Here is a 21901-nt window from a genome sequence, read left to right as displayed (position 1 = left end):
ATCCAGCGCGGACTATGCTTTTGCATACGGTTCACAAAATAGTGGGAAACTATGTCCAGATTCTTCTTTAACGATCGCAAACAGCTGGTCAACGATGCCATTGAAGGCATACTGCTTTCTGCGCCACATGCCAATCTCGTCAAGCTTGCTATCGATCCGGCCATCAGGATCGTCGCACGCGGCGACTGGGACAAAAGCCGCGTGGCGGTGATCTCCGGCGGCGGCTCAGGCCACGAACCCGCACACGCCGGGTTTGTCGGCAAAGGGATGCTGACGGCGGCAGTGTGCGGCGATCTGTTTGCCTCGCCGAGCGTGGATGCGGTGCTGAATGCCATTGTCGCGGTCACGGGCGATCGCGGCTGTCTGCTGATCGTCAAAAACTACACCGGCGACCGCCTGAACTTTGGCCTGGCGGCCGAGAAGGCCAAACGCTACGGCCTGAAGGTGGAGATGGTGATTGTGGCAGACGATATCGCGCTGCCGGATAACAAGCAGCCGCGCGGTATTGCCGGTACGGCACTGGTGCACAAGATTGCGGGCTACGCGGCGGAGCAGGGGAAATCGCTGAGCGAGGTGCGGGATATTGCGCAACTGGCCTGCGATAACCTCTGGAGCCTGGGCGTGGCGATGCAAACCTGCAACCTGCCGGGCAGCGACGATGAAGAGGGGCGCATTAAACAAGGCCATGTCGAGCTGGGCCTGGGCATTCACGGCGAGCCCGGGGCTTCCGTGGTGGATACGCAAAACAGCAAAGCCATTATCGACACCCTGGTGAAGCCGTTAAGCGCGCAGGCGGGTGAGGGGCGTTTTGCGGTGCTGATTAACAATCTTGGCGGCGTATCGGCGCTGGAGATGGCGTTGCTGACCAAAGAGCTGGCGCATTCGGCGCTGAAAGAGAGTATCGCGTACCTGATTGGCCCTGCGCCGCTGGTCAGCGCGCTGGATATGAAAGGCTTTTCTCTGACGCTGCTGAAGCTCAACGATTTCTTCGAAAAGGCGATTCACGCTGACGTCGAGACGCTCGGCTGGCAGAAGCCCGTCGCGTTTGCGCCACTGCGCACCGTGGCGCATAGCGCCATTCATGACCGTGTGGAGTATACCCCCTCTGACAATCCTCAGGTGCGTGCGTTTGTCTCCTCCGTGTCGACAGCGCTGATCCAGCTGGAAAACCGCCTGAACGCGCTGGATGCCAGGGTGGGGGATGGCGATACCGGCTCTACCTTTGCGCAAGGGGCGCGGGATATTGCGCAGCGCCTGGAGGAGAACACGCTCCCGCTTAATGACGTGTCTAAGCTGCTACTGCTGGTTGGCGAGCGTCTAGCCACGGTGATGGGCGGGTCGAGCGGGGTGCTGATGTCGATCTTCTTCACCGCGGCCGGGCAAAAGCTTCACGATGGTCAGACGCTCCCGGAGGCCTTGCTCAGTGGACTTGCGCAGATGAAGCAGTACGGCGGAGCGGATCTTGGCGATCGCACGCTGATCGATGCGCTGCAACCGGCGCTGGAGGCGTTACAGAAAGGCAATATTCAGGCGGCAGCGCAGGCCGCGCAGCAGGGCGCGGAAGCAACGGCAAAAATGGCGAAAGCCGGCGCGGGACGCTCGTCGTATGTCAATAAAGAGAACCTGGATGGGGTGATGGATCCGGGAGCGGTCGCGGTAGCGGAAGTATTTAACGTATTGGCGCAGCAGTGAAAGTAGGCCGGGTAAGGCGAAGCCATTACCCGGCACTGTCACATCAGAAATCTGCTTTCAACACCACGCGGTAACGGGGTTTGCCGTCGCGCACGTGCTGGATCGCTTCGTTGATTTTCGACATCGGATACAGTTCGGTGGTCGGCGCCACTTTGGTGCGTCCGGCAAATTTCATCAGTTTGCGCAACTCGTACGGCGTACCGGTAGCGGAGCCTGACACGCTGCGATCCCCACCGATCAGGGTAAACGCCGGAACCGGCAGCGGCTTCATCACCGCACCCACGGTGTGGAAGTTACCGCCGTAGGCCAGCGCTTCAAAGTACGGCTGCCAGTCGAGATCCACGTTAACGGTGTTGATGATCAGGTCAAACTGGCCCGCCAGCGCGTTCAGCGCTTGCGGATCGCGGCTGTTCACCACTTTATCCGCCCCCATCGCCAGCACTTCTTTCTCTTTCGCCGGGTTCGAGCTGAACGCCGTGACTTCACAGCCCATCGCGTGCAGTAGCTTAATGGCAATATGCCCCAATCCGCCGATACCGATGACGCCGACGCGGCTGGTGGCGGTGATATGGTGCATCAGCAGCGGTTTGAAGACGGTGATACCACCACACAGCAGCGGACCGGCGGATTCGATATCAATGCTTTCTGGCAGCGGGATAACCCATTGCCAGTCGGCGCGCAGTTTATCGGCAAAACCGCCTTTGTTCAGAATGGTGGGAACGGCGCCTTCGAGGCAGTTGATCTGATTGCCGCTGATACAGGCATCGCAGTGACCACAGCTGCGCGCTGTCCAGCCAATGCCTACGCGCTGGCCCACTTTCAGCCCTTTGTCCTGCGCGGCGCTACCGAGCGCCACGACGCGGCCAATGACTTCGTGTCCGGCAACCAGCGGATAGCTGGAGAAGCCCCATTCGTTATCGATCATCGAGAGATCCGAGTGGCAGATCCCGCAGTAATCAACCTGTACTTCGACGTCTTCTGCTTTTAGTTCGCCCGCATCGTACTCGTACAGCTCAAGTTCTGCACCCGCCTGCGGTGCGGCGTAGCTTTTTATCTTCGACATCGTGTTTCCCCCGTTGTGGTGTGAACTGAGAGTGTAGAGCATTCAGTTTACAGCCGCTTAACAGAAGAGGGCAGGAACGAAAGTTACAGACTTTTCAGCATCCTGACTTCGCAATCAACGTGGCCGGTACAGCCCAGCGGCGCATCGATATGCTCAAAGCCCAGATGTTCATACAGGCCGATGGCCTCTTTGAGGAAGGCGGTCGTTTCCAGGTAGCAGCGGGTAAAGCCCTGCTTGCGCGCGTGGTCCAGCGCCATCAGCGCCAGCTTTTTGGCCAGTCCTTGTCCGCGTGCCGTTGGCAGGAAATACATTTTTTGCAGTTCGCAGATATCCGGCTCGCTGCAGCTGAGGGGCGCCACGCCGCCGCCGCCGACTACCTGGCCGTTCTGCTCGATGACCCAGTAGGCATGACCAGGCTGGCTGTAGAGCTGGAAAAGCGCGTCCAGATTCGGGTCGGCAACCGTGTAGCCTTTGTCAGCCGTCAGGCCACATTCGGCAGAAACGGTGCGAATAACGGCGGCGATAGCTGGGTTATCCTGCTCAGTGATCCGACGCATCGTCGTCGCGACGGGGGTAATCACGCTCATAGCATTACTCATTACAAAAATTGACACATAACTGCTGTTAATAGCACCGCAGAAAGGGGAGTGCAAGCGAGGAGTTTTCAGGAAGGTTACCCCTTACGCCCTGAAGCGTAAGGGGTAAAAGCATTACAGGGCAGCGATAACCGCCTGCTGCTCAATCAGCTTGGTCTTCGCATCGGCGAAGGCAACCAGACGCTCACGCTCTTTCGCGATGACCGCTTCCGGCGCCCGGGCAACAAAGCCTTCGTTCGCCAGTTTGCTTTCGATTTTGCCAATTTCCACGTCGACTTTCGCCACTTCTTTCGCCAGACGAGCCAGCTCGGCGTCTTTGTCGATCAGACCCGCCATTGGGATCAGCAGCTCGGCACCGTCGATGATTTTGGTCACGGAAACCGGACCTTTATCATCCGCAGGCAGCACGGTGATGCTTTCCAGACGCGCCATGGTTTTCAGGAAGGTGTTGTTCTCGGTGACGCGACGAACGGCCGCTTCGCTGCAGCCGCGCAGCAGCAGCTCCAGCGGTTTACCCGGCGCGATGTTCATTTCAGCACGAATGTTACGTACCGCCACGATCGCCTGCTTCAGCCACTCGGTATCCGCAGACGCCGCTTCATCGACTTTCGCCGCATCGAATGCCGGGAACGGTTGCAGCATGATGGTGTCGGCGTTGATGCCTGCAATCACCTTCACGCGCTGCCAGATGGTCTCGGTGATGAATGGAATAACCGGGTGCGCCAGGCGCAGCAGGCCTTCCAGAACGGTAATCAGCGTGTTGCGCGTACCGCGCAGCTCTGCCTCAGTGCCGCCGTTCATGACCGGCTTCGCCAGCTCCAGATACCAGTCACAGAACTGGTTCCAGGTGAATTCATACAAAATGCCCGCTGCGATGTCGAAGCGGTAGCTGTCCAGCGCCTCGCGGAACGCTTTCACCGTCTGGTTGAATTCCGCCAGGATCCAGCGGTCAGCCAGGGAGAGAGTCATCTCGCCGCCGTTGAAGCCGCAATCCTGATCTTCGGTGTTCATCAGCACGAAGCGGCTGGCGTTCCACAGCTTGTTACAGAAGTTACGGTAACCTTCCAGACGCTTCATGTCCCAGTTGATGTCACGACCGGTCGAGGCCAGTGCCGCCAGGGTGAAACGCAGGGCGTCGGTACCGTGAGCCTCAATCCCGTTCGGGAACTGCTTCTCGGTGCGCTTGCGGATTTTCTCCGCCAGCTGCGGCTGCATCATGTTGCCGGTGCGTTTTTCCAGCAGCTCTTCCAGAGAGATACCATCAACCATATCCAGCGGGTCGATGACGTTACCCTTGGATTTGGACATCTTCTGGCCTTCGTCGTCGCGGATCAGACCGGTCATGTAGACGGTGTGGAACGGAACCTGCGGCTTGCCGTCTTCGTCTTTGATGAAGTGCATGGTCATCATGATCATGCGGGCAATCCAGAAGAAGATAATGTCGAAGCCGGACACCATCACGCTGGTTGGGTGGAACTGACGCAGCGCGTCGGTGTTTTCTGGCCAGCCGAGGGTGGAGAAGGTCCACAGCGCGGAGGAGAACCAGGTATCCAGCACGTCTTCGTCCTGACGCAGGGCAACGTCTGCGCTCAGGTTGTTTTCCTGACGCACTTCATCTTCGCTGCGACCAACGTAAACGTTGCCGTCGTTGTCGTACCATGCCGGGATACGGTGACCCCACCACAGCTGACGGGAGATACACCAGTCCTGAATATCGCGCATCCAGGAGAAGTACATGTTTTCGTACTGCTTCGGTACGAACTGAATGCTGCCGTTTTCAACCGCTTCCACAGCCGGTTTCGCCAGCACGTCGGCACGCACGTACCACTGGTCGGTCAGCATTGGCTCGATAACCACGCCACCACGGTCGCCGTACGGCACGGTCAGGTCGTGAGGTTTGATCTCTTCCAGCAGGCCCAGTGCGTCAACGGCAGCCACAATCGCTTTACGCGCGGCAAAGCGTTCCAGCTTCTGGAACTCGGCCGGGATGTCGCTGGAATAAACGTCGGATTCGTTGCCTTTGGTGTCGTACACTTCTGCGCTTTCGCGGATATCGCCGTCGAAGGTCAGAATGTTGATCATCGGCAGGGCGTGACGACGACCCACTTCATAGTCGTTGAAGTCGTGCGCCGGGGTGATTTTCACGCAGCCGGTGCCTTTTTCCATGTCGGCGTGTTCGTCGCCCACAATCGGAATACGGCGGTTTACCAGCGGCAGCACCACGAATTTGCCAATCAGATCTTTATAACGCGGATCTTCCGGGTTAACGGCCACGCCGGTATCGCCCAGCAGGGTTTCCGGACGGGTGGTCGCGACCACCAGGTAATCTTTACCGTCGGCGGTTTTTGCGCCGTCGGCCAGCGGATAGCGGATATGCCACATGGAGCCCTTGGACTCGCGGTTTTCCACTTCCAGGTCAGAAATTGCGGTGCGCAGTTTCGGATCCCAGTTGACCAGGCGTTTGCCACGGTAAATCAGGTCTTCTTTGTACAGACGGACGAAGACTTCTTTCACGGCGTTGGAGAGGCCTTCATCCATGGTGAAGCGCTCGCGCTCCCAGTCCACGGAGTTGCCGAGGCGGCGCATCTGACGGGTAATCGTGCCGCCGGATTCCGCTTTCCACTGCCAGATTTTGTCGATGAACGCGTCGCGACCGTAGTCGTGGCGGGTTTTCCCTTCTTCAGCGGCAATTTTACGCTCAACCACCATCTGGGTCGCGATACCCGCGTGGTCAGTCCCCGCCTGCCACAGGGTGTTTTTACCCTGCATGCGCTGGTAGCGGATCATGGTGTCCATGATGGTCTGCTGGAAAGCATGACCCATATGCAAACTGCCGGTGACGTTCGGCGGCGGGATCATGATGCAGAAGGACTCTTTGCTTTCGTCGCCGTTAGGCTTGAAATAGCCCTGCTGTTCCCAGTGCTCGTAAAGCGGCTGTTCGATATCGCGTGGGTTATATGTCTTTTCCATTATTTCCAGGTTGCCGTATTCAGGTTAAAACCAGCCAGGCGGTACGCTTTATAGCGTTCGCGCGCCAGTTGTTTCAAAGATTCTTCGTAAGGGACAAAGTCTACCACTTCTGTGAAAGCGGTGGCAAAATCTGCAAAATCTATCCGCAGGCTAATCAGAATGTCGCGCGCGCTGCTGTTGCGCTTTTGCGGCCAGGCAATTTCAACCGGTGCCCCGCCGCGTGGCCCTTCGCCTGACAGGTTATGCGGAACAAAACTCTCCGGCGGGCGAGCCCACAGCGCTTCATCGAGACGAATGGCCTGCTGCTCATCTTCACAGGCGATCAACACGCGTTTGCCTGCGCGCCAACGTTCTGCGGCAATTTCACACACCAGCTGTTCGACGGCGCTGAGGCCCTCCTGATGGGTGTCGTTGTCCAGAAGGTAGAACGTTGCATTCTTCATATATGGGGCTTCTTAGTTTTGGATTCAAATGCAAAGCCGGGTGGCGCTACGCTTACCCGGCCTACGGTTGAATGACGTTGTAGGCCGGGTAAGGCGAAGCCGCCACCCGGCATTTTATATCATTCGTCGCCGTTAAAACCCGCACGATTGAGCAGGAACTGCGACAGCAGCGCTACCGGACGACCGGTTGCGCCTTTGGCCTTGCCGGATCGCCATGCGGTACCCGCGATATCCAGGTGCGCCCAGTTGTACTTACGGGTGAAGCGCGCCAGGAAGCAGCCCGCGGTGATCGCCCCGCCAGGACGTCCGCCGATGTTCGCCATATCCGCGAAGTTAGACTCCAGCTGCTCCTGATATTCGTCACCCAGCGGCAGACGCCATGCGCGGTCACCTGCCTGCTCCGAGGCGCCAATCAGCTCGTGCGCCAGTGGATTGTGGTTCGACATCAGGCCGGTAATGTGATGGCCCAGCGCAATCACACAGGCGCCGGTGAGCGTGGCGACGTCAATGACCGCTTCCGGTTCGAAGCGCTCAACGTAGGTCAGCACATCGCAGAGTACCAGACGGCCTTCGGCGTCGGTGTTCAGTACTTCAACGGTCTGGCCGGACATGGTGGTCAGGACGTCACCCGGACGATAAGCGCGACCGCCAGGCATGTTTTCGCAGCCCGCCAGAACGCCGATCACGTTGATGGGCAACTGAAGTTCCGCGACCATGCGCATGACGCCGTACACCGCCGCCGCGCCGCACATGTCGTACTTCATCTCGTCCATGCCTTCGGCAGGCTTGATGGAGATACCGCCGGAATCGAAGGTCAGGCCTTTACCGACCAGCACGACAGGGCGTGCGTCTTCGGCCGGGTTGCCCTTGTACTCGATGACGGACATCAGGGATTCGTTCTGCGAACCGTTACCGACTGCCAGGTAAGAGTGCATTCCCAGCTCTTTCATCTGCTGTTCGCCGATGACGCGGGTAATGACGTTTTTACTGTAGGCGTCGGCCAACTGACGTGCCTGAGAGGCCAGGTAGGCCGCGTTACAGATGTTGGGTGGCATGTTGCCGAGATCTTTAGCCGCTTTAATGCCGGCAGCAATCGCCAGACCGTGCTGGATCGCGCGTTCGCCGCTGGTCAGTTCGCGACGGGTTGGCACGTTGAAGACCATTTTACGCAGCGGACGACGCGGCTCGCTTTTATTGGTCTTCAGCTGATCGAAGCTGTACAGGCTCTCTTTTGCCGTTTCGACCGCCTGACGCACTTTCCAGTAGGTGTTACGCCCTTTAACGTGCAGCTCGGTCAGGAAGCAGACGGCTTCCATTGAACCGGTATCATTCAGCGTATTGATTGTTTTCTGAATCACCTGCTTATACTGACGTTCATCCAGCTCGCGTTCTTTGCCGCAGCCAATCAGCAGAATGCGCTCTGAGAGTACGTTCGGAACATGGTGCAGTAACAGCGTCTGCCCAGGTTTGCCTTCCAGTTCGCCACGGCGCAGCAGGGCGCTAATATAGCCGTCACTGATTTTATCGAGTTGCTCGGCGATCGGGGAGAGTCGGCGTGGTTCAAAGACGCCCACAACGATGCAGGCACTCCGCTGTTTCTCCGGGCTACCGCTTTTTACACTGAACTCCATGCACTACGCTCCTGAATCTTAAAGACAACGGCGGCTGCTACGGATAGAATTGAAACCTTTCGTAACTCATGTCCGCTGTTGTGGTGACTTCGTGTTAATCTTACGTTACTACGGTTTCGACACGTCAGAAAAAGTCCTGAAGCGTGAATCCGCCGGATGTTTTAATCTTAGCGATGATTTCGACGACTCAAGAGAATAAATGACGTTTAAGCCATGAAACAAGCGATTTTCCAGCAAAGAGACGGGTTTTTACGGGCGTATTTAAAGTGATAATCATAAGATATCTGGTGCGGGAGACGCTCAAAAGCCAACTGGCGATCCTCTTCATCCTGCTACTGATTTTTTTCTGTCAGAAGCTGGTTAAGATCCTCGGTGCGGCCGTTGACGGCGAAATTCCAACAAATCTGGTGCTTTCCCTTCTTGGTTTAGGGATCCCGGAAATGGCGCAGCTTATCCTGCCGCTAAGTCTTTTCCTTGGCCTGCTCATGACGCTTGGGAAACTCTATACCGAGAGTGAAATCACGGTGATGCATGCCTGTGGCCTGAGCAAAGCGGTCCTGGTGAAAGCCGCCATGATACTGGCGCTGTTCACGGGTATCGTTGCGGCGGTGAATGTGATGTGGGCGGGCCCCATGTCTTCCCGCCATCAGGACGAAGTGCTGGCCGAAGCGAAAGCCAACCCCGGCATGGCGGCGTTAGCCCAGGGGCAGTTCCAGCAGGCAACCGACGGAAACTCCGTGCTGTTTATTGAGAGCGTTGACGGCAGTAAATTCAACGATGTCTTCCTGGCGCAGCTGCGTCCTAAAGGTAACGCGCGTCCTTCCGTGGTGGTGGCAGATTCCGGTCAGCTGGCTCAGCGCAAAGATGGTTCTCAGGTCGTGACGCTGAACAAAGGCACCCGTTTCGAAGGCACCGCGATGTTGCGTGACTTCCGCATTACGGATTTCCAGAACTATCAGGCCATTATCGGCCATCAGACGGTGTCGCTCGATCCAACGGATACCGAGCAAATGGACATGCGTACCCTCTGGAATACCGATACCAACCGCGCGCGCGCTGAGTTCCACTGGCGTATTACGCTCGTCTTCACCGTGTTTATGATGGCGCTGATTGTCGTTCCGCTGAGCGTGGTGAACCCGCGTCAGGGACGCGTGCTCTCTATGCTGCCGGCGATGCTGCTTTACCTGATCTATTTCCTGCTGCAAACCTCGATTCGCTCCAACGGCGCGAAGGGCAAGCTGGATCCCATGGTCTGGACGTGGTTCGTCAACAGCCTGTACATCTTACTGGCGCTGGGGTTAAACCTGTGGGATACGGTGCCTGTGCGCCGCATACGTGCCCGATTCTCGCGTAAAGGAGCCATCTAATGCAGGCGTTTGGCGTTCTTGATCGCTATATCGGTAAAACCATTTTTACCACCATCATGATGACGTTGTTCATGCTGGTGTCGCTCTCCGGCATTATCAAATTTGTCGATCAGCTGAAAAAAGCCGGGCAGGGGAGCTATGACGCGCTGGGCGCGGGGATGTATACCCTGCTCAGCGTGCCGAAAGATGTGCAGATCTTCTTCCCGATGGCGGCCCTGCTGGGGGCACTGCTGGGGCTGGGTATGCTGGCGCAGCGCAGCGAGCTGGTCGTTATGCAGGCCTCGGGTTTTACCCGCATGCAGGTCGCGCTGTCGGTAATGAAAACCGCCATCCCACTGGTGCTGTTGACCATGGCGATTGGCGAGTGGGTCGCGCCGCAGGGCGAACAGATGGCGCGTAACTATCGTGCTCAGGCGATGTACGGCGGCTCACTGCTCTCGACTCAGCAAGGTTTATGGGCCAAAGACGGAAAAAACTTCGTCTACATCGAACGGGTGAAGGGGAATGATGAACTGGGCGGAGTGAGCATCTACGCTTTCGATGACCAGCGCCGTCTGCAGTCCGTTCGCCACGCCTCTTCGGCGAAGTTTGACGCCGAACATAAGCAGTGGCGGTTGTCCCAGGTTGATGAATCTAACCTGACCGATCCGAAACAGATTACGGGTTCTCAGACGGTAACCGGTACGTGGAAAACCAACCTGACGCCCGATAAGCTCGGCGTCGTGGCGCTGGATCCTGACGCGCTCTCCATCAGCGGTTTGCACAACTATGTGAAATACCTGAAGTCGAGCGGACAGGATGCGGGACGCTATCAGCTCAACATGTGGAGTAAAATCTTCCAGCCGATGTCCGTGGCGGTAATGATGCTGATGGCGCTGTCGTTTATCTTCGGCCCGTTGCGCAGCGTGCCGATGGGGGTTCGCGTCGTGACCGGCATCAGCTTCGGCTTTGTGTTCTACGTGCTCGATCAGATCTTCGGTCCGCTGACGCTGGTTTATGGCATTCCGCCGATTATCGGTGCGCTGCTGCCAAGCGCCAGCTTCCTCCTGATCAGTCTCTGGCTGCTGTTGAAACGCTCCTGATTGACCTTACCTCGCTTCCGGTTGCCCGGGAGCGAGGCTAATCTCCTGTTTCACCCCGCACTTTTTCTCACAACCTTCAACGTCCCGCCGCGAATTTGAGTATTATTGAGCGATAACGTCGTGAAGGGATCCTCTATGAAGCAAATTCGAATGCTTGCCCAGTATTACGTCGACCTGATGATGAAGCTTGGGCTGGTGCGTTTTTCCATGCTGCTTGCGCTGGCGCTGGTCGTTCTGGCCATTGTCGTGCAAATGGCGGTTACCATGGTTCTGCATGGTCAGGTCGAGAGTATCGACGTCATCCGCTCCATCTTCTTTGGCTTGCTCATTACGCCCTGGGCGGTCTATTTCCTTTCCGTAGTGGTTGAACAGCTGGAAGAGTCCCGTCAGCGTTTATCTAAGCTGGTGGATAAACTGGAAGAGATGCGCGAGCGCGACCTCAAGCTCAACGTCCAGCTCAAAGACAACATTGCGCAGCTGAATCAGGAGATTTCAGATCGTGAGAAGGCGGAGGCCGAGCGTCAGGCCACCCTGGAGCAGCTGAAAATCGAAATGAAAGAGCGCGAGGTCACGCAGATCCAGCTTGAGCAGCAATCCTCTTTCCTGCGGTCGTTCCTGGATGCGTCGCCGGATCTGGTGTTCTACCGTAATGAAGATAAAGAATTTTCCGGCTGTAACCGGGCGATGGAGTTGCTTACCGGGAAAAGCGAGAAGCAGCTGATTCACCTGAAGCCGCAGGACGTTTACTCTGAAGAGGCGGCGGCCAAGGTCATGGAGACCGACGAAAAAGTCTTCCGTCATAACGTCTCGCTGACCTATGAACAGTGGCTGGACTACCCGGACGGACGCAAAGCCTGCTTTGAGATCCGTAAGGTGCCCTACTATGACCGCGTGGGCAAACGCCACGGCCTGATGGGCTTTGGCCGCGACATCACCGAGCGTAAGCGCTATCAGGATGCCCTGGAGCGCGCCAGCCGCGACAAGACCACCTTTATCTCCACCATCAGCCACGAGCTGCGTACGCCGCTTAACGGCATCGTCGGGTTGAGCCGTATTCTGCTGGATACCGACCTGACCGCAGAGCAGGAAAAATACCTCAAGACTATCCATGTCTCAGCGGTCACGCTGGGTAATATCTTCAATGATATTATTGATATGGATAAGATGGAGCGCCGTAAAGTTCAGCTTGATAACCAGCCGGTTGATTTCACCAGCTTCCTTGCCGATCTGGAAAACCTGTCCGGCCTGCAGGCGCAGCAGAAGGGCCTGAGCTTTGTTATGGAGCCCACCCTGCCGCTGCCGCATAAGGTGGTGACTGACGGCACGCGACTGCGCCAGATCCTGTGGAACCTGATCAGCAACGCGGTGAAATTCACCCAGAAGGGGCAGGTGGCGGTGCGTATCCGCTATGACGAAGGCGACATGCTGCACTTCGAGGTAGAGGACTCCGGAATTGGTATTCCGCAGGAAGAGCAGGACAAGATCTTTGCCATGTACTACCAGGTGAAAGACAGCAACGGCGGGAAACCGGCGACAGGAACAGGCATTGGCCTGGCGGTCTCTAAACGTCTGGCGAAGAGCATGGGCGGTGATATCACCGTAGCCAGCCAGCCGGGGAAAGGGTCAACCTTCACGCTGACGGTCCATGCGCCAGCGGTGGCGGAAGAGGTAGAAGATACCTTTGAAAATGACGATATGCCGCTACCTGCCCTGCACGTCCTGCTGGTGGAAGACATTGAGCTGAACGTGATCGTGGCGCGCTCGGTGCTGGAAAAACTGGGCAACAGCGTGGATGTCGCGATGACCGGCAAAGCCGCGCTGGAGATGTTTAAACCCGGCGAATACGATCTTGTTCTGCTGGATATTCAATTACCGGATATGACCGGGCTGGATATCTCGCGCGAGCTGACGCGTCAGTACGCGGCCGACGAACTGCCGCCGCTGGTTGCCCTGACGGCGAACGTGCTGAAAGATAAAAAAGAGTATCTCGATGCCGGTATGGACGATGTACTCAGCAAGCCGCTGGCGGTGCCTGCTCTGACCGCTATGATCAAAAAGTTCTGGGATACCCATGATGAAGAGGAGAGCACCATGACGTCTGTTGATAGCGCAAAAGCCCAAACGATACTCGATACCGCGATGCTGGAGCAGTATATCGATCTGGTGGGGCCGAAACTGATTACCGACGGTCTGGCCGTGTTCGAAAAAATGATGCCGGGCTATCTGAGCGTGCTGGAATCCAACCTGACGGCCCGTGACCAGAAGGGTATCGTGGAAGAAGGACATAAAATCAAAGGTGCAGCCGGCTCGGTTGGCTTACGCCACCTGCAGCAACTGGGACAACAGATTCAGTCGCCTGATTTACCTGCATGGGAAGATAACGTGGGTGATTGGGTTGAAGAGATGAAGCAAGAGTGGCAAAACGATGTTGCGGTGCTTAAAGCCTGGGTTGACGCCAGAAAAAAATGACCCCGGATTAACCGGGGTGCGCGAATACTGCGCCAACACCAGGGAAATCGTGGCTGCGCCTGTTTTTAAACGTTATTTTCGAAAGGGCGCTGCCTGAAAAATTTAGGCCGCACGCAGATAAGATAGCAAATCTTAAATGGTTTGTTACATGAATCAGTGAAATGTGTGAAGCATAGCGTTTTAATCAAAATTATTAATGTGCTTCAGCAAGTTGCAGAAAAGGATTGTCATTATGAAAAAGATTGGTGTCGTGCTCAGCGGATGTGGTGTTTACGATGGCTCTGAGTTACACGAAGCCGTCATTACGCTGCTGGCCCTGGCTAAGCAGGGAGCAGAGGTGATTTGTTTTGCGCCAGACAAAAATCAGGCGGATGTGATTAACCATCTGACCGGTGAACCAATGGCGGAAACCCGTAACGTGCTGATTGAAGCCGCACGTATTGCGCGAGGTGACATCCATCCTCTTATTCAGGCAGACGCCGCAGAGCTTGATGCGCTCATTGTGCCGGGTGGATTTGGCGCGGCCAAAAATCTCAGTACCTTTGCCGCGCAGGGCGCGGAGTGTCAGATCGATCCTCATCTCAAAGCGCTGTCGCAGGCCATGCATGCGGCAGGGAAACCGCTGGGCTTTATCTGTATCGCACCGGCGATGTTGCCTAAGATTTTTGATTTCCCGCTGCGCCTGACCATCGGGACGGATATTGATACTGCGGAGATCGTCGAAGAAATGGGGGGCGAACACGTTCCGTGCCCGGTGGATGACATTGTGGTTGATGAAGATAATAAAATTGTCACCACGCCGGCCTATATGCTGGCGCAGAATATTGCAGAAGCGGCCACGGGAATCGAAAAGCTGGTCGCCCGCGTGCTGGTGCTGGCTGAATGAGTCGTCAATCCGGCGCTGGTGCGTGGGTAAAACGTACTTTATTGCGCATCGTTCTGGTGCTGGCGGTGTTTTGGGGCGGTGGACTCGCCCTGTTCAGCATTATGCCGGTCCCGTTCTCCGCCGTGATGGTTGAGCGTCAGCTCGGTGCGTGGCTCAGCGGTAATTTCGGCTATGTTGCCCATTCTGACTGGGTAAGCATGGACGAGATCTCGCCGTTCATGGGGCTGGCGGTCATCGCAGCGGAGGACCAGAAATTCCCGGAGCACTGGGGATTCGATGTGGCCGCGATTGAGAAGGCGCTGGCGCATAACGAACGTCATGAAAACCGCGTGCGCGGCGCGTCAACGTTGTCGCAGCAGACGGCCAAAAATCTGTTTCTGTGGGACGGCCGCAGCTGGGTGCGAAAGGGGCTGGAAGCAGGATTAACCCTGGGCATGGAAACGGTCTGGAGCAAAAAGCGCATTCTGACCGTGTATCTCAACGTTGCCGAGTTTGGCGACGGGGTATTTGGTGTCGAAGCTGCATCACAACGCTATTTTAATAAACCCGCCAGCAAGCTGAGCATGTCGGAGGCGGCGCTGCTCGCGGCTGTTCTGCCTAATCCCATCCGTTTTAAAGCCAGTGCCCCATCAGGGTACGTGCGAAGCCGTCAGGCGTGGATTATGCGCCAGATGCGTCAGTTGGGAGGAGAAGGGTTTATGGAGAGCAACAAACTTATGTAGGGCGGGTAAGCGCAGCGCCACCCGCCTGAAGGGGAGAGACCTTAATCTTCGTCGAACCCTGCGTTAAACAGCGCAATCACCGCCGCCAGCGCTTCCTCTTCCTGAGGGCCGGTGGCTTCGACTTCAATCTGACGCCCTTTAGCGGAATCCAGCATCAGCAGCGCGATCACGCTGTTCGCTTCCGCTTCGGTACCTTCGTCATTCCGCAGCAGAACTTCTGCATCGAAACCCTGCATCAGCTCAAACAGCTTCATCGCCGGGCGCGCATGCATGCCCAGCTTATTGGTGATCTCAACGGTCTGTTTTACGGTCATGTTTTACGTTTTTCCAGCGTGCGATGACGGGACTGAACGTTCTTCCCGCGCGAGCGGAAATAGTCGGCCAGCTGTTCGGCGATATAAACCGAACGATGTTTACCACCGGTACAGCCAATCGCTACCGTCAGGTAGCTACGATTGTTTGTCTCCAGCATAGGTAACCATAGCTCAAGGTAGCTTCGCGTCTGGTAGATAAAATTGTGAACTTCTGTGTGCCTGTCGAGGAAGGCCGCAACGGGTTTATCCAGACCGGTCATGGGACGCAGTTTCGGATCCCAGTGCGGGTTCGGCAGGAAGCGCACGTCGAAAACATAATCCGCATCGATCGGGATACCGTGCTTGAAGCCAAAGGATTCGAACACCATCGTCAGTTCGCGCTCGCGTTTACCCAACAACCGGGTACGCAGCATTTCTGCCAGCTCGTGAACGGACATCTCAGAGGTGTCGACAATCAGGTCGGCACGAGAACGCAGCGGCTCCAGCAGATCGCTCTCTTCATCGATAGCACTCTCCAGAGAGAGGTTCTTACTGGAAAGCGGGTGCAAACGACGGGTATCGCTGTAGCGGCGGATCAGGGTATTACGGTCTGCATCAAGGAACAGCAGCTGCGGCGAGAACGCATCGGGCAGGTTACTCATGGCCTGTTCGAAGATCTCTGGCGATTCAGGCATGTTACGAACGTCGATACTGACGGCGGCCGAGGTTTGTCTCTCCGCCAGTGTACGGGCCAGTTCGGGCAACAACACGACCGGCAGGTTATCGACGCAGTAAAAACCCATGTCTTCCAGCGCGCGCAGAGCAACGGATTTCCCCGACCCTGAACGGCCACTGACAATCATCAGCACCATGTTCCGTTTCTCCTCAGGACAACAGATGTGAAGGCCATCTCCTGGTTATGCATCATCCTGATTGCCTTCTGCTTCAGTGATAATTTGATAGAGCTCTTCATCACTTTGAGCCGAGCGCAGTCGACGGCAAATGGTTTTGTCAGCCAGACGCTTGGCGACCAGCGACAGCGTATGCAGATGGGTTTTCGTCTGGTCAGCAGGCACCAGCAGCGCGAAGAGGAGATCGACGGGCTGGTTATCAATGGCATCGAAGGCGATCGGTGTTTCAAGCTGCACAAACACACCGACGGCACGCAGGGTATCCTCTTCCAGTTTGCCATGCGGGATCGCGATGCCGTTGCCGATACCGGTACTGCCCATCTTTTCACGGGTCAGAATCGCTTCGAACACCACCTGCGGCGGCAGGCCCAGCTGTTTTGCGGCCAGTTCACTGATGATCTCCAGCGCACGTTTTTTGCTCTGGCAGTGAACCGCACTGCGGGTACATTCCTGGTTAAGGACATTGCTCAGTTGAAGAGCGGAATCGTTGTTCATCATAATTTCACCTAAGCGCTAACTGTACAAATGGCCTGTTGTGTTTCACAACAGGCCGTCCTGCACCCGTTAACTGCCCGGACAATTAGTGTTGTTTCAGTTTATCTTTATGTTTATTGAGCTGTCGCGCAAGCTTATCAATCAAGCCGTCGATAGCAGCGTACATGTCTTGCCCTTCCGCACTGGCATGCAGTTCACCCCCGTTAACATGCAGGGTGGCATCCGAGATATGAGTCACTTTCTCCACTTTCAACACAATATAGACCTGATTGATCCTTTCGAAATACTGCTCGAGTTTTGCAAACTTCGTGTTCACAAAGTCGCGTAAAGCCTCAGTAATTTCGACGTTTTGTCCAGTGATGTTGAGCTGCATAGTGTCTTCCTTATCGGTTGTGTCAGACCAGCTGTTTACGCTGGTTGGACGGCGGAATGGATAAAGACTCTCGATACTTCGCAACAGTACGACGTGCCACCATAATACCCTGATCGGACAGCATGGTGGTTAACTTACTGTCGCTTAGCGGCTTCGCGGGGTTCTCCGCGGCGATCAACTTCTTCACCAGGGCGCGAATGGCCGTGGACGACGCTTCGCCGCCGCCCTCGGTATTCACGTGGCTGGAGAAGAAATACTTAAGCTCAAAAATACCGCGTGGACTGTGCAGATACTTCTGCGTGGTGACACGGGAAATGGTTGATTCATGCATCTCGACGGCCTGGGCGATATCCGCCAGCACCATCGGTTTCATATACTCTTCACCCTGCTCAAAGAACGCCTGCTGCTGTTCCACAATGCAGCGGCTGACGCGTAGCAGCGTATCATTTCGGCTCTCCAGACTTTTGATCAGCCATCGCGCTTCCTGCAAATTGCTACGAATATATTGATTGTCGGAGTCGTTACGCACGCTGGTGCACATGGAGGCATACTGCTGGTTGATTTGCAGGCGAGGGATACTGTCAGAGTTCAGTTCAACGACCCAGCGGCCGTTATTTTTTCTGACCAGCACATCCGGGATCACGTACTCGGGTTCGCTGGTCTGGATCGACTGACCGGGGCGCGGATCGAGCGACTGGATCAGATTCACCGCTTCTTTCAGCACCTCTTCTTTCAGGCGCGTGACGCGCATCAGGGTGCGGAAATCGTGGTTCGCCAGCAGATCAAGATGATCGCTGATGATTACGCGCGCCTCGTCGAGCCATGGCGTCTCTTTGCTGAACTGAGAAAGCTGGATCAGCAGGCAGTCGCGCAGATCTTTTGCGGCTACGCCTACCGGATCGAAACGCTGGATGCGCTTCAGAACGGCTTCAACTTCCTCAAGCTCAATCTCGTCGTCGCCCATGCTTTCCAGAATATCGTCCAGCGTGACGGTCAAATAGCCGGTGTCGTCAACGGCATCGACAATTGACGTGGCAATCGCGCGGTCGGTATCGGAGAAGGGGGTGAGTTCCACCTGCCACATCAGGTAATCCTGCAGCGACTGGGTGGTTTCTCCCTGATAGACCGGTAGCTCATCGTCCTGGTAGTCTGCACGCGTACCGGAAGGGGTTCCGGCGGTGTAGATTTCATCCCAGCTGGCATCCAGCGGAAGCTCGTCGGGCATCTCTTTTTGTTCGAGTGCATCTGCGGTATCGAGCGCTTCTGTATCCTGCGATTGCTGGGTATCTACCTCGTCATGAAGATCGGTTTGTTCCAGCAGGGGGTTGCTGTCCAGCGCCTGCTGGAGCTCCTGCTGAAGTTCTAACGTGGACAGTTGCAACAGGCGAATCGCCTGCTGTAGCTGCGGCGTCATCGCCAGTTGTTGGCTGAGCCTTAATTGCAAACCTTGCTTCATGTTCAGAGCATTTTTCTCCGGTTCGGCGTTACGTTACCTCTACCCTATCAGAGTCTGAAGTCTTCCCCAAGATAGACGCGCTTAACATGATCGTCTTCGAGGATCTGCTGCGGCGTACCGTGGGCGATCAGATTGCCCTGGCTCACAATATAGGCGCGTTCACACACGGCCAGCGTTTCACGCACGTTGTGGTCGGTGATCAGTACGCCAAGCCCGCTGTCGCGCAGGTGTTCAATGATACGTTTGATGTCGATAACGGAGATCGGGTCAACGCCCGCAAACGGTTCATCCAGCAGGATAAATTTCGGGTTTGCGGCCAGCGCACGCGCAATCTCAACACGACGGCGTTCGCCCCCGGAGAGTGCCTGACCGAGGCTGTCGCGCAGATGCTCGATGTGGAACTCTTCCATCAGCTCGTTGGCGCGATCCTGACGCTGTTCGTTGGTCAGATCGTTACGAATTTGCAGGACCGCCATCAGGTTGTCGTAAACGCTGAGACGACGGAAAATGGAGGCTTCCTGCGGCAGATAGCCGATCCCGCGACGCGCGCGCGCGTGGAGCGGCAGAAGGCTGATGTCTTCATCGTCAATGATAATGTTGCCGGCATCGCGCGGCACAATACCCACGACCATGTAGAAGGTTGTCGTTTTACCCGCACCGTTCGGGCCTAGCAGCCCCACGATTTCGCCGGAGTTAACGGTCAGACTGACATCTTCTACGACACGGCGGCCCTTATAGGCCTTCGCGAGATTTTTTGCAGTTAATGTTGCCATAACGAATTAGTTACTCTTCTTCTGTGCCGGGGCCTGGCCCTTGCCTTTATCCTGCAGCTGCGACGGAACCAGAACGGTGGTGACGCGTTTGCCTTTCTCGCTGGAGGCCTGCATTTTTTGCTCTTTAACCAGATAGGTAATCTGGTCGCCGGTAATGTTGCTGTCCAGCTGTTCCAGATAGGCATTGCCGGTCAGGATGACCAGGTCCTTCGCCAGCTCATAGTGCATGTGCGTGGCGCGGCCTTTCACCGGCTTGCCATTGTCCTGCATCTGGTAGAAGGTCGCCGGATTACCATAGCCATCGATAATCTCTTTGCCCTGCTCGCCACCCGGACGGGTCACGACCACTTTGTCGGCGTTGATTTTGATGGTGCCCTGGGTCATGACGACGTTACCCGTGAAGGTGACGACGTTACCCTGCATATCGAGAGACTGGGTGTCGGACTCGATATGGATCGGCTGGTCGGTATCGCCCGTTACAGCAAGCGCGGGGAGACTGGTCGCCAGCATCGCGCTGGCGATAATTACTTTAAGGCTGAGTTTGTTTGTTTTGAATTTCATAGGAGGTTCTAACCTTTTCAATCAGCTCGGCGTTCTTGCTGCGTAAGTTCCCGCGCATTCTCAAACCGCTGGAATTAAATGTTGTGCCATACAGTGTGACCAGATCCTGCGACGTCACGTCCTGGGTTACCAGGTTGATCTGGGCATTATCCGTCGTAATTTTTCGCAGTTGCGAGTCGGCGGTCAGGGCGTTGACTTCAACGTGACCATACAGATAAAGCATACGGTCATTTGTCAGTTTTGCCCGATCTGACTTAATTGACCACGTCGGCACTTTGTCCTTATCAAAGGTGGTCATGACAGGCTGGGTAAACCACGAAATACCGTCATCTGAAAAATATTCAACATGCTGGGCAATCAGGCGATAGTTCAGCGCGCCTTCCGGGCTGTAGACCACGGTGTCGCTGTGATCGCTTTTATAGGTTGGATCGTTATTGTTGATCACTTCCGTTTGCGTATCGTCGCGATCGGCAAGGTTCACGCCAATCAATACCAGTGCGACAAGCGAAAGCAAAATGATAATCCAACGTCTGGTTTTACTCATATCGATTGCCCTTTGGCCTCATCAAGCTTGCCCTGCGCCAGCAGAAGCAGATCGCAGACTTCACGGACAGCGCCGCGGCCACCGTTGATGTGGGTAACGTAGTCGGCGCGCGGGATCAGCAACGGATGCGCATCGGCAACGGCGATGCTCAGCCCAACTTCAGCCATCACGGGCCAGTCAATCAGGTCGTCCCCGACGTAGGCCACGTTTTCCGGCGCGATAGCCAGTTTACCCAGTAAATCATTGAACGCCGCCATCTTATCGGATTGACCCTGATACAGATGGGTAATACCTAAGGTTTCACAGCGGTCTTCTACCAGTTTAGCGTTTCGCCCGGTGATGATCGCCACCTCAATCCCCGAGGTAAGCGCACAGCGGATACCGTAGCCATCGCGAACGTTAAACGCCTTCAGCTCTTCACCATTATTGCCCATGTAAATCAGGCCGTCGGAGAGGACCCCATCCACATCCAGGATCAGCAGACGAATGTTTTTCGCCTTTGCCATCATCTGTGTACTGACCGGCCCATAACAGGTTGCAAGGGATGCACCCGCATTACTCATTGTCTTATCCTTCATTACACTACGCCTGCGCGCAGCAGATCATGCATATGTACCACACCCAGCAACTGGTCGCCATCGGCAACCATAACGGAGGTGATATGGCGGGACTGCATCAGGTTCAGCACGTCCACGGCCAGCGTACCCGGACGCACGCGGATGCCGCCGGGCGTCATCACATCGGCAATACCGAGCGTGCGGACATCGACACCCATATCGAACACGCGACGCAGGTCGCCATCGGTGAAGATCCCCTGAATTTTCATCAGATCGTCGCACACGACCGTCATCCCCAGATTCTTGCGGGTGATTTCCAGCAGCGCATCACGCAGGGAGGCTTCTTTACTGACGTGAGGGATCTCATCCCCGGTGTGCATAATATCGTTTACCCGCAGCAGGAGCTTGCGCCCCAGCGCGCCGCCCGGGTGGGACAGCGCGAAATCTTCCGGCGTAAAGCCACGGGCTTCCAGCAGCGCCACGGCAAGCGCATCGCCCATAACCAGTGCCGCGGTGGTGCTGGAGGTCGGAGCCAGGCCGAGCGGACAGGCCTCCTTGGGAACCTTCACGCACAGATGAATATCGGCTGCGCGCGCCATGCTGCTTTCCGGACGGCTGGTCATGCAAATCAGCGGGACCTGCAGTCGCTTCAGTACCGGGATCAGCGCCAGGATTTCATTGGACTCACCGGAGTTGGAGAGCGCGATGACGATATCCTGCGGCGTGACCATACCCAGGTCCCCGTGCGCGGCTTCCCCCGGGTGGACAAAGAAGGACGAGGTGCCGGTACTGGCAAAGGTTGCCGCCATTTTGCGTCCAATGTGGCCGGACTTGCCCATCCCCATCACCACGACTTTGCCGGCACAGTAGAATATCTTCTCACATGCCAGACTAAAATCCTGATTTATGTACTGATCTAACTGCGCCAGACCTTCACGTTCAATCTCCAGAACGTCTTTGCCTGCTTTCTGAAAGTCAAAACCCGGCTGCAATTCTATTTGCGACATAATGCGTTTC

At 56.1% G+C, this 21901-nt stretch carries 21 protein-coding genes; 6 read left to right on the top strand and 15 right to left on the bottom strand.

Annotated features, from left to right (window positions below):
• Positions 1-51 precede the first annotated feature (51 nt).
• Positions 52-1692, top strand: a complete 1641-nt coding sequence (locus tag ACMGGQ_RS18620) for a dihydroxyacetone kinase subunit DhaK (protein WP_126534123.1) — start codon at positions 52-54, stop codon at positions 1690-1692.
• A gap of 43 nt (positions 1693-1735) precedes the next feature.
• Here ACMGGQ_RS18620 and ahr read toward each other — a convergent pair whose 3' ends face one another.
• The 5 genes from ahr to pepA all read right to left on the bottom strand — a co-directional run bounded on the left by ahr (position 1736) and on the right by pepA (position 8395).
• Positions 1736-2755, bottom strand: coding sequence for an NADPH-dependent aldehyde reductase Ahr (gene ahr / locus ACMGGQ_RS18615; RefSeq protein WP_420290391.1), 1020 nt, complete (start codon positions 2753-2755; stop codon positions 1736-1738).
• Between the two features lie 83 nt (positions 2756-2838).
• A complete protein-coding gene (locus tag ACMGGQ_RS18610; protein WP_420290390.1) occupies positions 2839-3342 on the bottom strand; it encodes a GNAT family N-acetyltransferase in 504 nt (167 codons plus the stop codon).
• Between the two features lie 123 nt (positions 3343-3465).
• Complete coding sequence (locus ACMGGQ_RS18605; RefSeq protein WP_045910116.1) at positions 3466-6321, bottom strand: valine--tRNA ligase; 2856 nt, start codon at positions 6319-6321, stop codon at positions 3466-3468.
• Positions 6321-6764 (bottom strand): DNA polymerase III subunit chi, encoded by a 444-nt coding sequence (gene holC / locus ACMGGQ_RS18600; RefSeq protein ID WP_025912557.1) that lies wholly within the window; start codon positions 6762-6764, stop codon positions 6321-6323. Before holC ends, ACMGGQ_RS18605 begins: the two co-directional genes overlap by 1 nt.
• Before the next feature lie 119 nt (positions 6765-6883).
• Complete coding sequence (gene pepA / locus ACMGGQ_RS18595) at positions 6884-8395, bottom strand: leucyl aminopeptidase (RefSeq protein WP_024906344.1); 1512 nt, start codon at positions 8393-8395, stop codon at positions 6884-6886.
• 266 nt (positions 8396-8661) lie between these two features.
• Here pepA and lptF point away from each other — a divergent pair, with 266 nt between their 5' ends.
• The 5 genes from lptF (at position 8662) to mtgA (ending at position 14921) form a co-directional block, all read left to right on the top strand.
• On the top strand, positions 8662-9762 hold the full coding sequence (gene lptF, locus ACMGGQ_RS18590) for an LPS export ABC transporter permease LptF (RefSeq protein WP_045910115.1): 1101 nt from the start codon (positions 8662-8664) through the stop codon (positions 9760-9762).
• Entirely contained in the window at positions 9762-10844 is a 1083-nt protein-coding gene (lptG, locus tag ACMGGQ_RS18585; protein WP_045910114.1) for an LPS export ABC transporter permease LptG, read from the top strand. The genes lptF and lptG overlap by 1 nt, the downstream gene beginning before the upstream one ends.
• A 135-nt stretch (positions 10845-10979) precedes the next feature.
• Entirely contained in the window at positions 10980-13313 is a 2334-nt protein-coding gene (arcB, locus tag ACMGGQ_RS18580; protein WP_048225127.1) for an aerobic respiration two-component sensor histidine kinase ArcB, read from the top strand.
• A gap of 232 nt (positions 13314-13545) precedes the next feature.
• Positions 13546-14199, top strand: coding sequence for an isoprenoid biosynthesis glyoxalase ElbB (gene elbB / locus ACMGGQ_RS18575; RefSeq protein ID WP_420290389.1), 654 nt, complete (start codon positions 13546-13548; stop codon positions 14197-14199).
• Positions 14196-14921, top strand: a complete 726-nt coding sequence (gene mtgA, locus ACMGGQ_RS18570) for a monofunctional biosynthetic peptidoglycan transglycosylase (protein WP_420290388.1) — start codon at positions 14196-14198, stop codon at positions 14919-14921. Before elbB ends, mtgA begins: the two co-directional genes overlap by 4 nt.
• A gap of 41 nt (positions 14922-14962) precedes the next feature.
• Here mtgA and npr read toward each other — a convergent pair whose 3' ends face one another.
• From npr to kdsD, 10 genes are all read right to left on the bottom strand, one after another.
• Complete coding sequence (gene npr, locus ACMGGQ_RS18565) at positions 14963-15235, bottom strand: PTS phosphocarrier protein NPr (RefSeq protein WP_003861872.1); 273 nt, start codon at positions 15233-15235, stop codon at positions 14963-14965.
• Positions 15232-16086: an RNase adapter RapZ gene (gene rapZ, locus ACMGGQ_RS18560; RefSeq protein ID WP_045910110.1), complete on the bottom strand. Its 855-nt coding sequence runs from the start codon at positions 16084-16086 to the stop codon at positions 15232-15234. Before rapZ ends, npr begins: the two co-directional genes overlap by 4 nt.
• A 45-nt stretch (positions 16087-16131) precedes the next feature.
• Positions 16132-16623: a PTS IIA-like nitrogen regulatory protein PtsN gene (gene ptsN, locus ACMGGQ_RS18555; RefSeq protein ID WP_008501443.1), complete on the bottom strand. Its 492-nt coding sequence runs from the start codon at positions 16621-16623 to the stop codon at positions 16132-16134.
• A gap of 82 nt (positions 16624-16705) precedes the next feature.
• The gene (gene hpf, locus ACMGGQ_RS18550) at positions 16706-16993 is read right to left on the bottom strand and encodes a ribosome hibernation promoting factor (protein WP_013098943.1); all 288 of its coding nucleotides are present in this window, start codon (positions 16991-16993) and stop codon (positions 16706-16708) included.
• Positions 16994-17015: 22 nt separating this feature from the next.
• Positions 17016-18449 (bottom strand): RNA polymerase factor sigma-54, encoded by a 1434-nt coding sequence (gene rpoN, locus ACMGGQ_RS18545; protein WP_045910109.1) that lies wholly within the window; start codon positions 18447-18449, stop codon positions 17016-17018.
• A gap of 47 nt (positions 18450-18496) precedes the next feature.
• Positions 18497-19222, bottom strand: a complete 726-nt coding sequence (gene lptB / locus ACMGGQ_RS18540; RefSeq protein ID WP_008501446.1) for an LPS export ABC transporter ATP-binding protein — start codon at positions 19220-19222, stop codon at positions 18497-18499.
• Between the two features lie 6 nt (positions 19223-19228).
• Complete coding sequence (gene lptA, locus ACMGGQ_RS18535) at positions 19229-19783, bottom strand: lipopolysaccharide ABC transporter substrate-binding protein LptA (RefSeq protein ID WP_020883526.1); 555 nt, start codon at positions 19781-19783, stop codon at positions 19229-19231.
• Entirely contained in the window at positions 19752-20327 is a 576-nt protein-coding gene (gene lptC / locus ACMGGQ_RS18530) for an LPS export ABC transporter periplasmic protein LptC (RefSeq protein WP_024906353.1), read from the bottom strand. The genes lptA and lptC overlap by 32 nt, the downstream gene beginning before the upstream one ends.
• On the bottom strand, positions 20324-20890 hold the full coding sequence (gene kdsC, locus ACMGGQ_RS18525; RefSeq protein ID WP_048225116.1) for a 3-deoxy-manno-octulosonate-8-phosphatase KdsC: 567 nt from the start codon (positions 20888-20890) through the stop codon (positions 20324-20326). The genes lptC and kdsC overlap by 4 nt, the downstream gene beginning before the upstream one ends.
• Before the next feature lie 14 nt (positions 20891-20904).
• A complete protein-coding gene (gene kdsD, locus ACMGGQ_RS18520) occupies positions 20905-21891 on the bottom strand; it encodes an arabinose-5-phosphate isomerase KdsD (protein ID WP_008501450.1) in 987 nt (328 codons plus the stop codon).
• Positions 21892-21901: the final 10 nt, after the last annotated feature.

This window comes from Enterobacter sp. BNK-13 (genome assembly GCF_048685015.1).
In the GTDB taxonomy this organism is placed as follows: domain Bacteria; phylum Pseudomonadota; class Gammaproteobacteria; order Enterobacterales; family Enterobacteriaceae; genus Enterobacter; species Enterobacter quasiroggenkampii.
This window is presented reverse-complemented; position numbering and strand designations above follow the sequence as displayed.

Excerpts from the sequence above, each read along its gene's own strand:
- ACMGGQ_RS18620 (WP_126534123.1), top strand. The coding sequence starts at position 52 with ATGTCCAGATTCTTCTTTAACGATCGCAAACAGCTGGTCAACGATGCC.
- ahr (WP_420290391.1), bottom strand. The coding sequence starts at position 2,755 with ATGTCGAAGATAAAAAGCTACGCCGCACCGCAGGCGGGTGCAGAACTT.
- ACMGGQ_RS18610 (WP_420290390.1), bottom strand. The coding sequence starts at position 3,342 with ATGAGCGTGATTACCCCCGTCGCGACGACGATGCGTCGGATCACTGAG.
- ACMGGQ_RS18605 (WP_045910116.1), bottom strand. The coding sequence starts at position 6,321 with ATGGAAAAGACATATAACCCACGCGATATCGAACAGCCGCTTTACGAG.
- holC (WP_025912557.1), bottom strand. The coding sequence starts at position 6,764 with ATGAAGAATGCAACGTTCTACCTTCTGGACAACGACACCCATCAGGAG.
- pepA (WP_024906344.1), bottom strand. The coding sequence starts at position 8,395 with ATGGAGTTCAGTGTAAAAAGCGGTAGCCCGGAGAAACAGCGGAGTGCC.
- lptG (WP_045910114.1), top strand. The coding sequence starts at position 9,762 with ATGCAGGCGTTTGGCGTTCTTGATCGCTATATCGGTAAAACCATTTTT.
- arcB (WP_048225127.1), top strand. The coding sequence starts at position 10,980 with ATGAAGCAAATTCGAATGCTTGCCCAGTATTACGTCGACCTGATGATG.
- elbB (WP_420290389.1), top strand. The coding sequence starts at position 13,546 with ATGAAAAAGATTGGTGTCGTGCTCAGCGGATGTGGTGTTTACGATGGC.
- mtgA (WP_420290388.1), top strand. The coding sequence starts at position 14,196 with ATGAGTCGTCAATCCGGCGCTGGTGCGTGGGTAAAACGTACTTTATTG.
- npr (WP_003861872.1), bottom strand. The coding sequence starts at position 15,235 with ATGACCGTAAAACAGACCGTTGAGATCACCAATAAGCTGGGCATGCAT.
- rapZ (WP_045910110.1), bottom strand. The coding sequence starts at position 16,086 with ATGGTGCTGATGATTGTCAGTGGCCGTTCAGGGTCGGGGAAATCCGTT.
- ptsN (WP_008501443.1), bottom strand. The coding sequence starts at position 16,623 with ATGATGAACAACGATTCCGCTCTTCAACTGAGCAATGTCCTTAACCAG.
- hpf (WP_013098943.1), bottom strand. The coding sequence starts at position 16,993 with ATGCAGCTCAACATCACTGGACAAAACGTCGAAATTACTGAGGCTTTA.
- rpoN (WP_045910109.1), bottom strand. The coding sequence starts at position 18,449 with ATGAAGCAAGGTTTGCAATTAAGGCTCAGCCAACAACTGGCGATGACG.
- lptB (WP_008501446.1), bottom strand. The coding sequence starts at position 19,222 with ATGGCAACATTAACTGCAAAAAATCTCGCGAAGGCCTATAAGGGCCGC.
- lptA (WP_020883526.1), bottom strand. The coding sequence starts at position 19,783 with ATGAAATTCAAAACAAACAAACTCAGCCTTAAAGTAATTATCGCCAGC.
- lptC (WP_024906353.1), bottom strand. The coding sequence starts at position 20,327 with ATGAGTAAAACCAGACGTTGGATTATCATTTTGCTTTCGCTTGTCGCA.
- kdsC (WP_048225116.1), bottom strand. The coding sequence starts at position 20,890 with ATGAGTAATGCGGGTGCATCCCTTGCAACCTGTTATGGGCCGGTCAGT.
- kdsD (WP_008501450.1), bottom strand. The coding sequence starts at position 21,891 with ATGTCGCAAATAGAATTGCAGCCGGGTTTTGACTTTCAGAAAGCAGGC.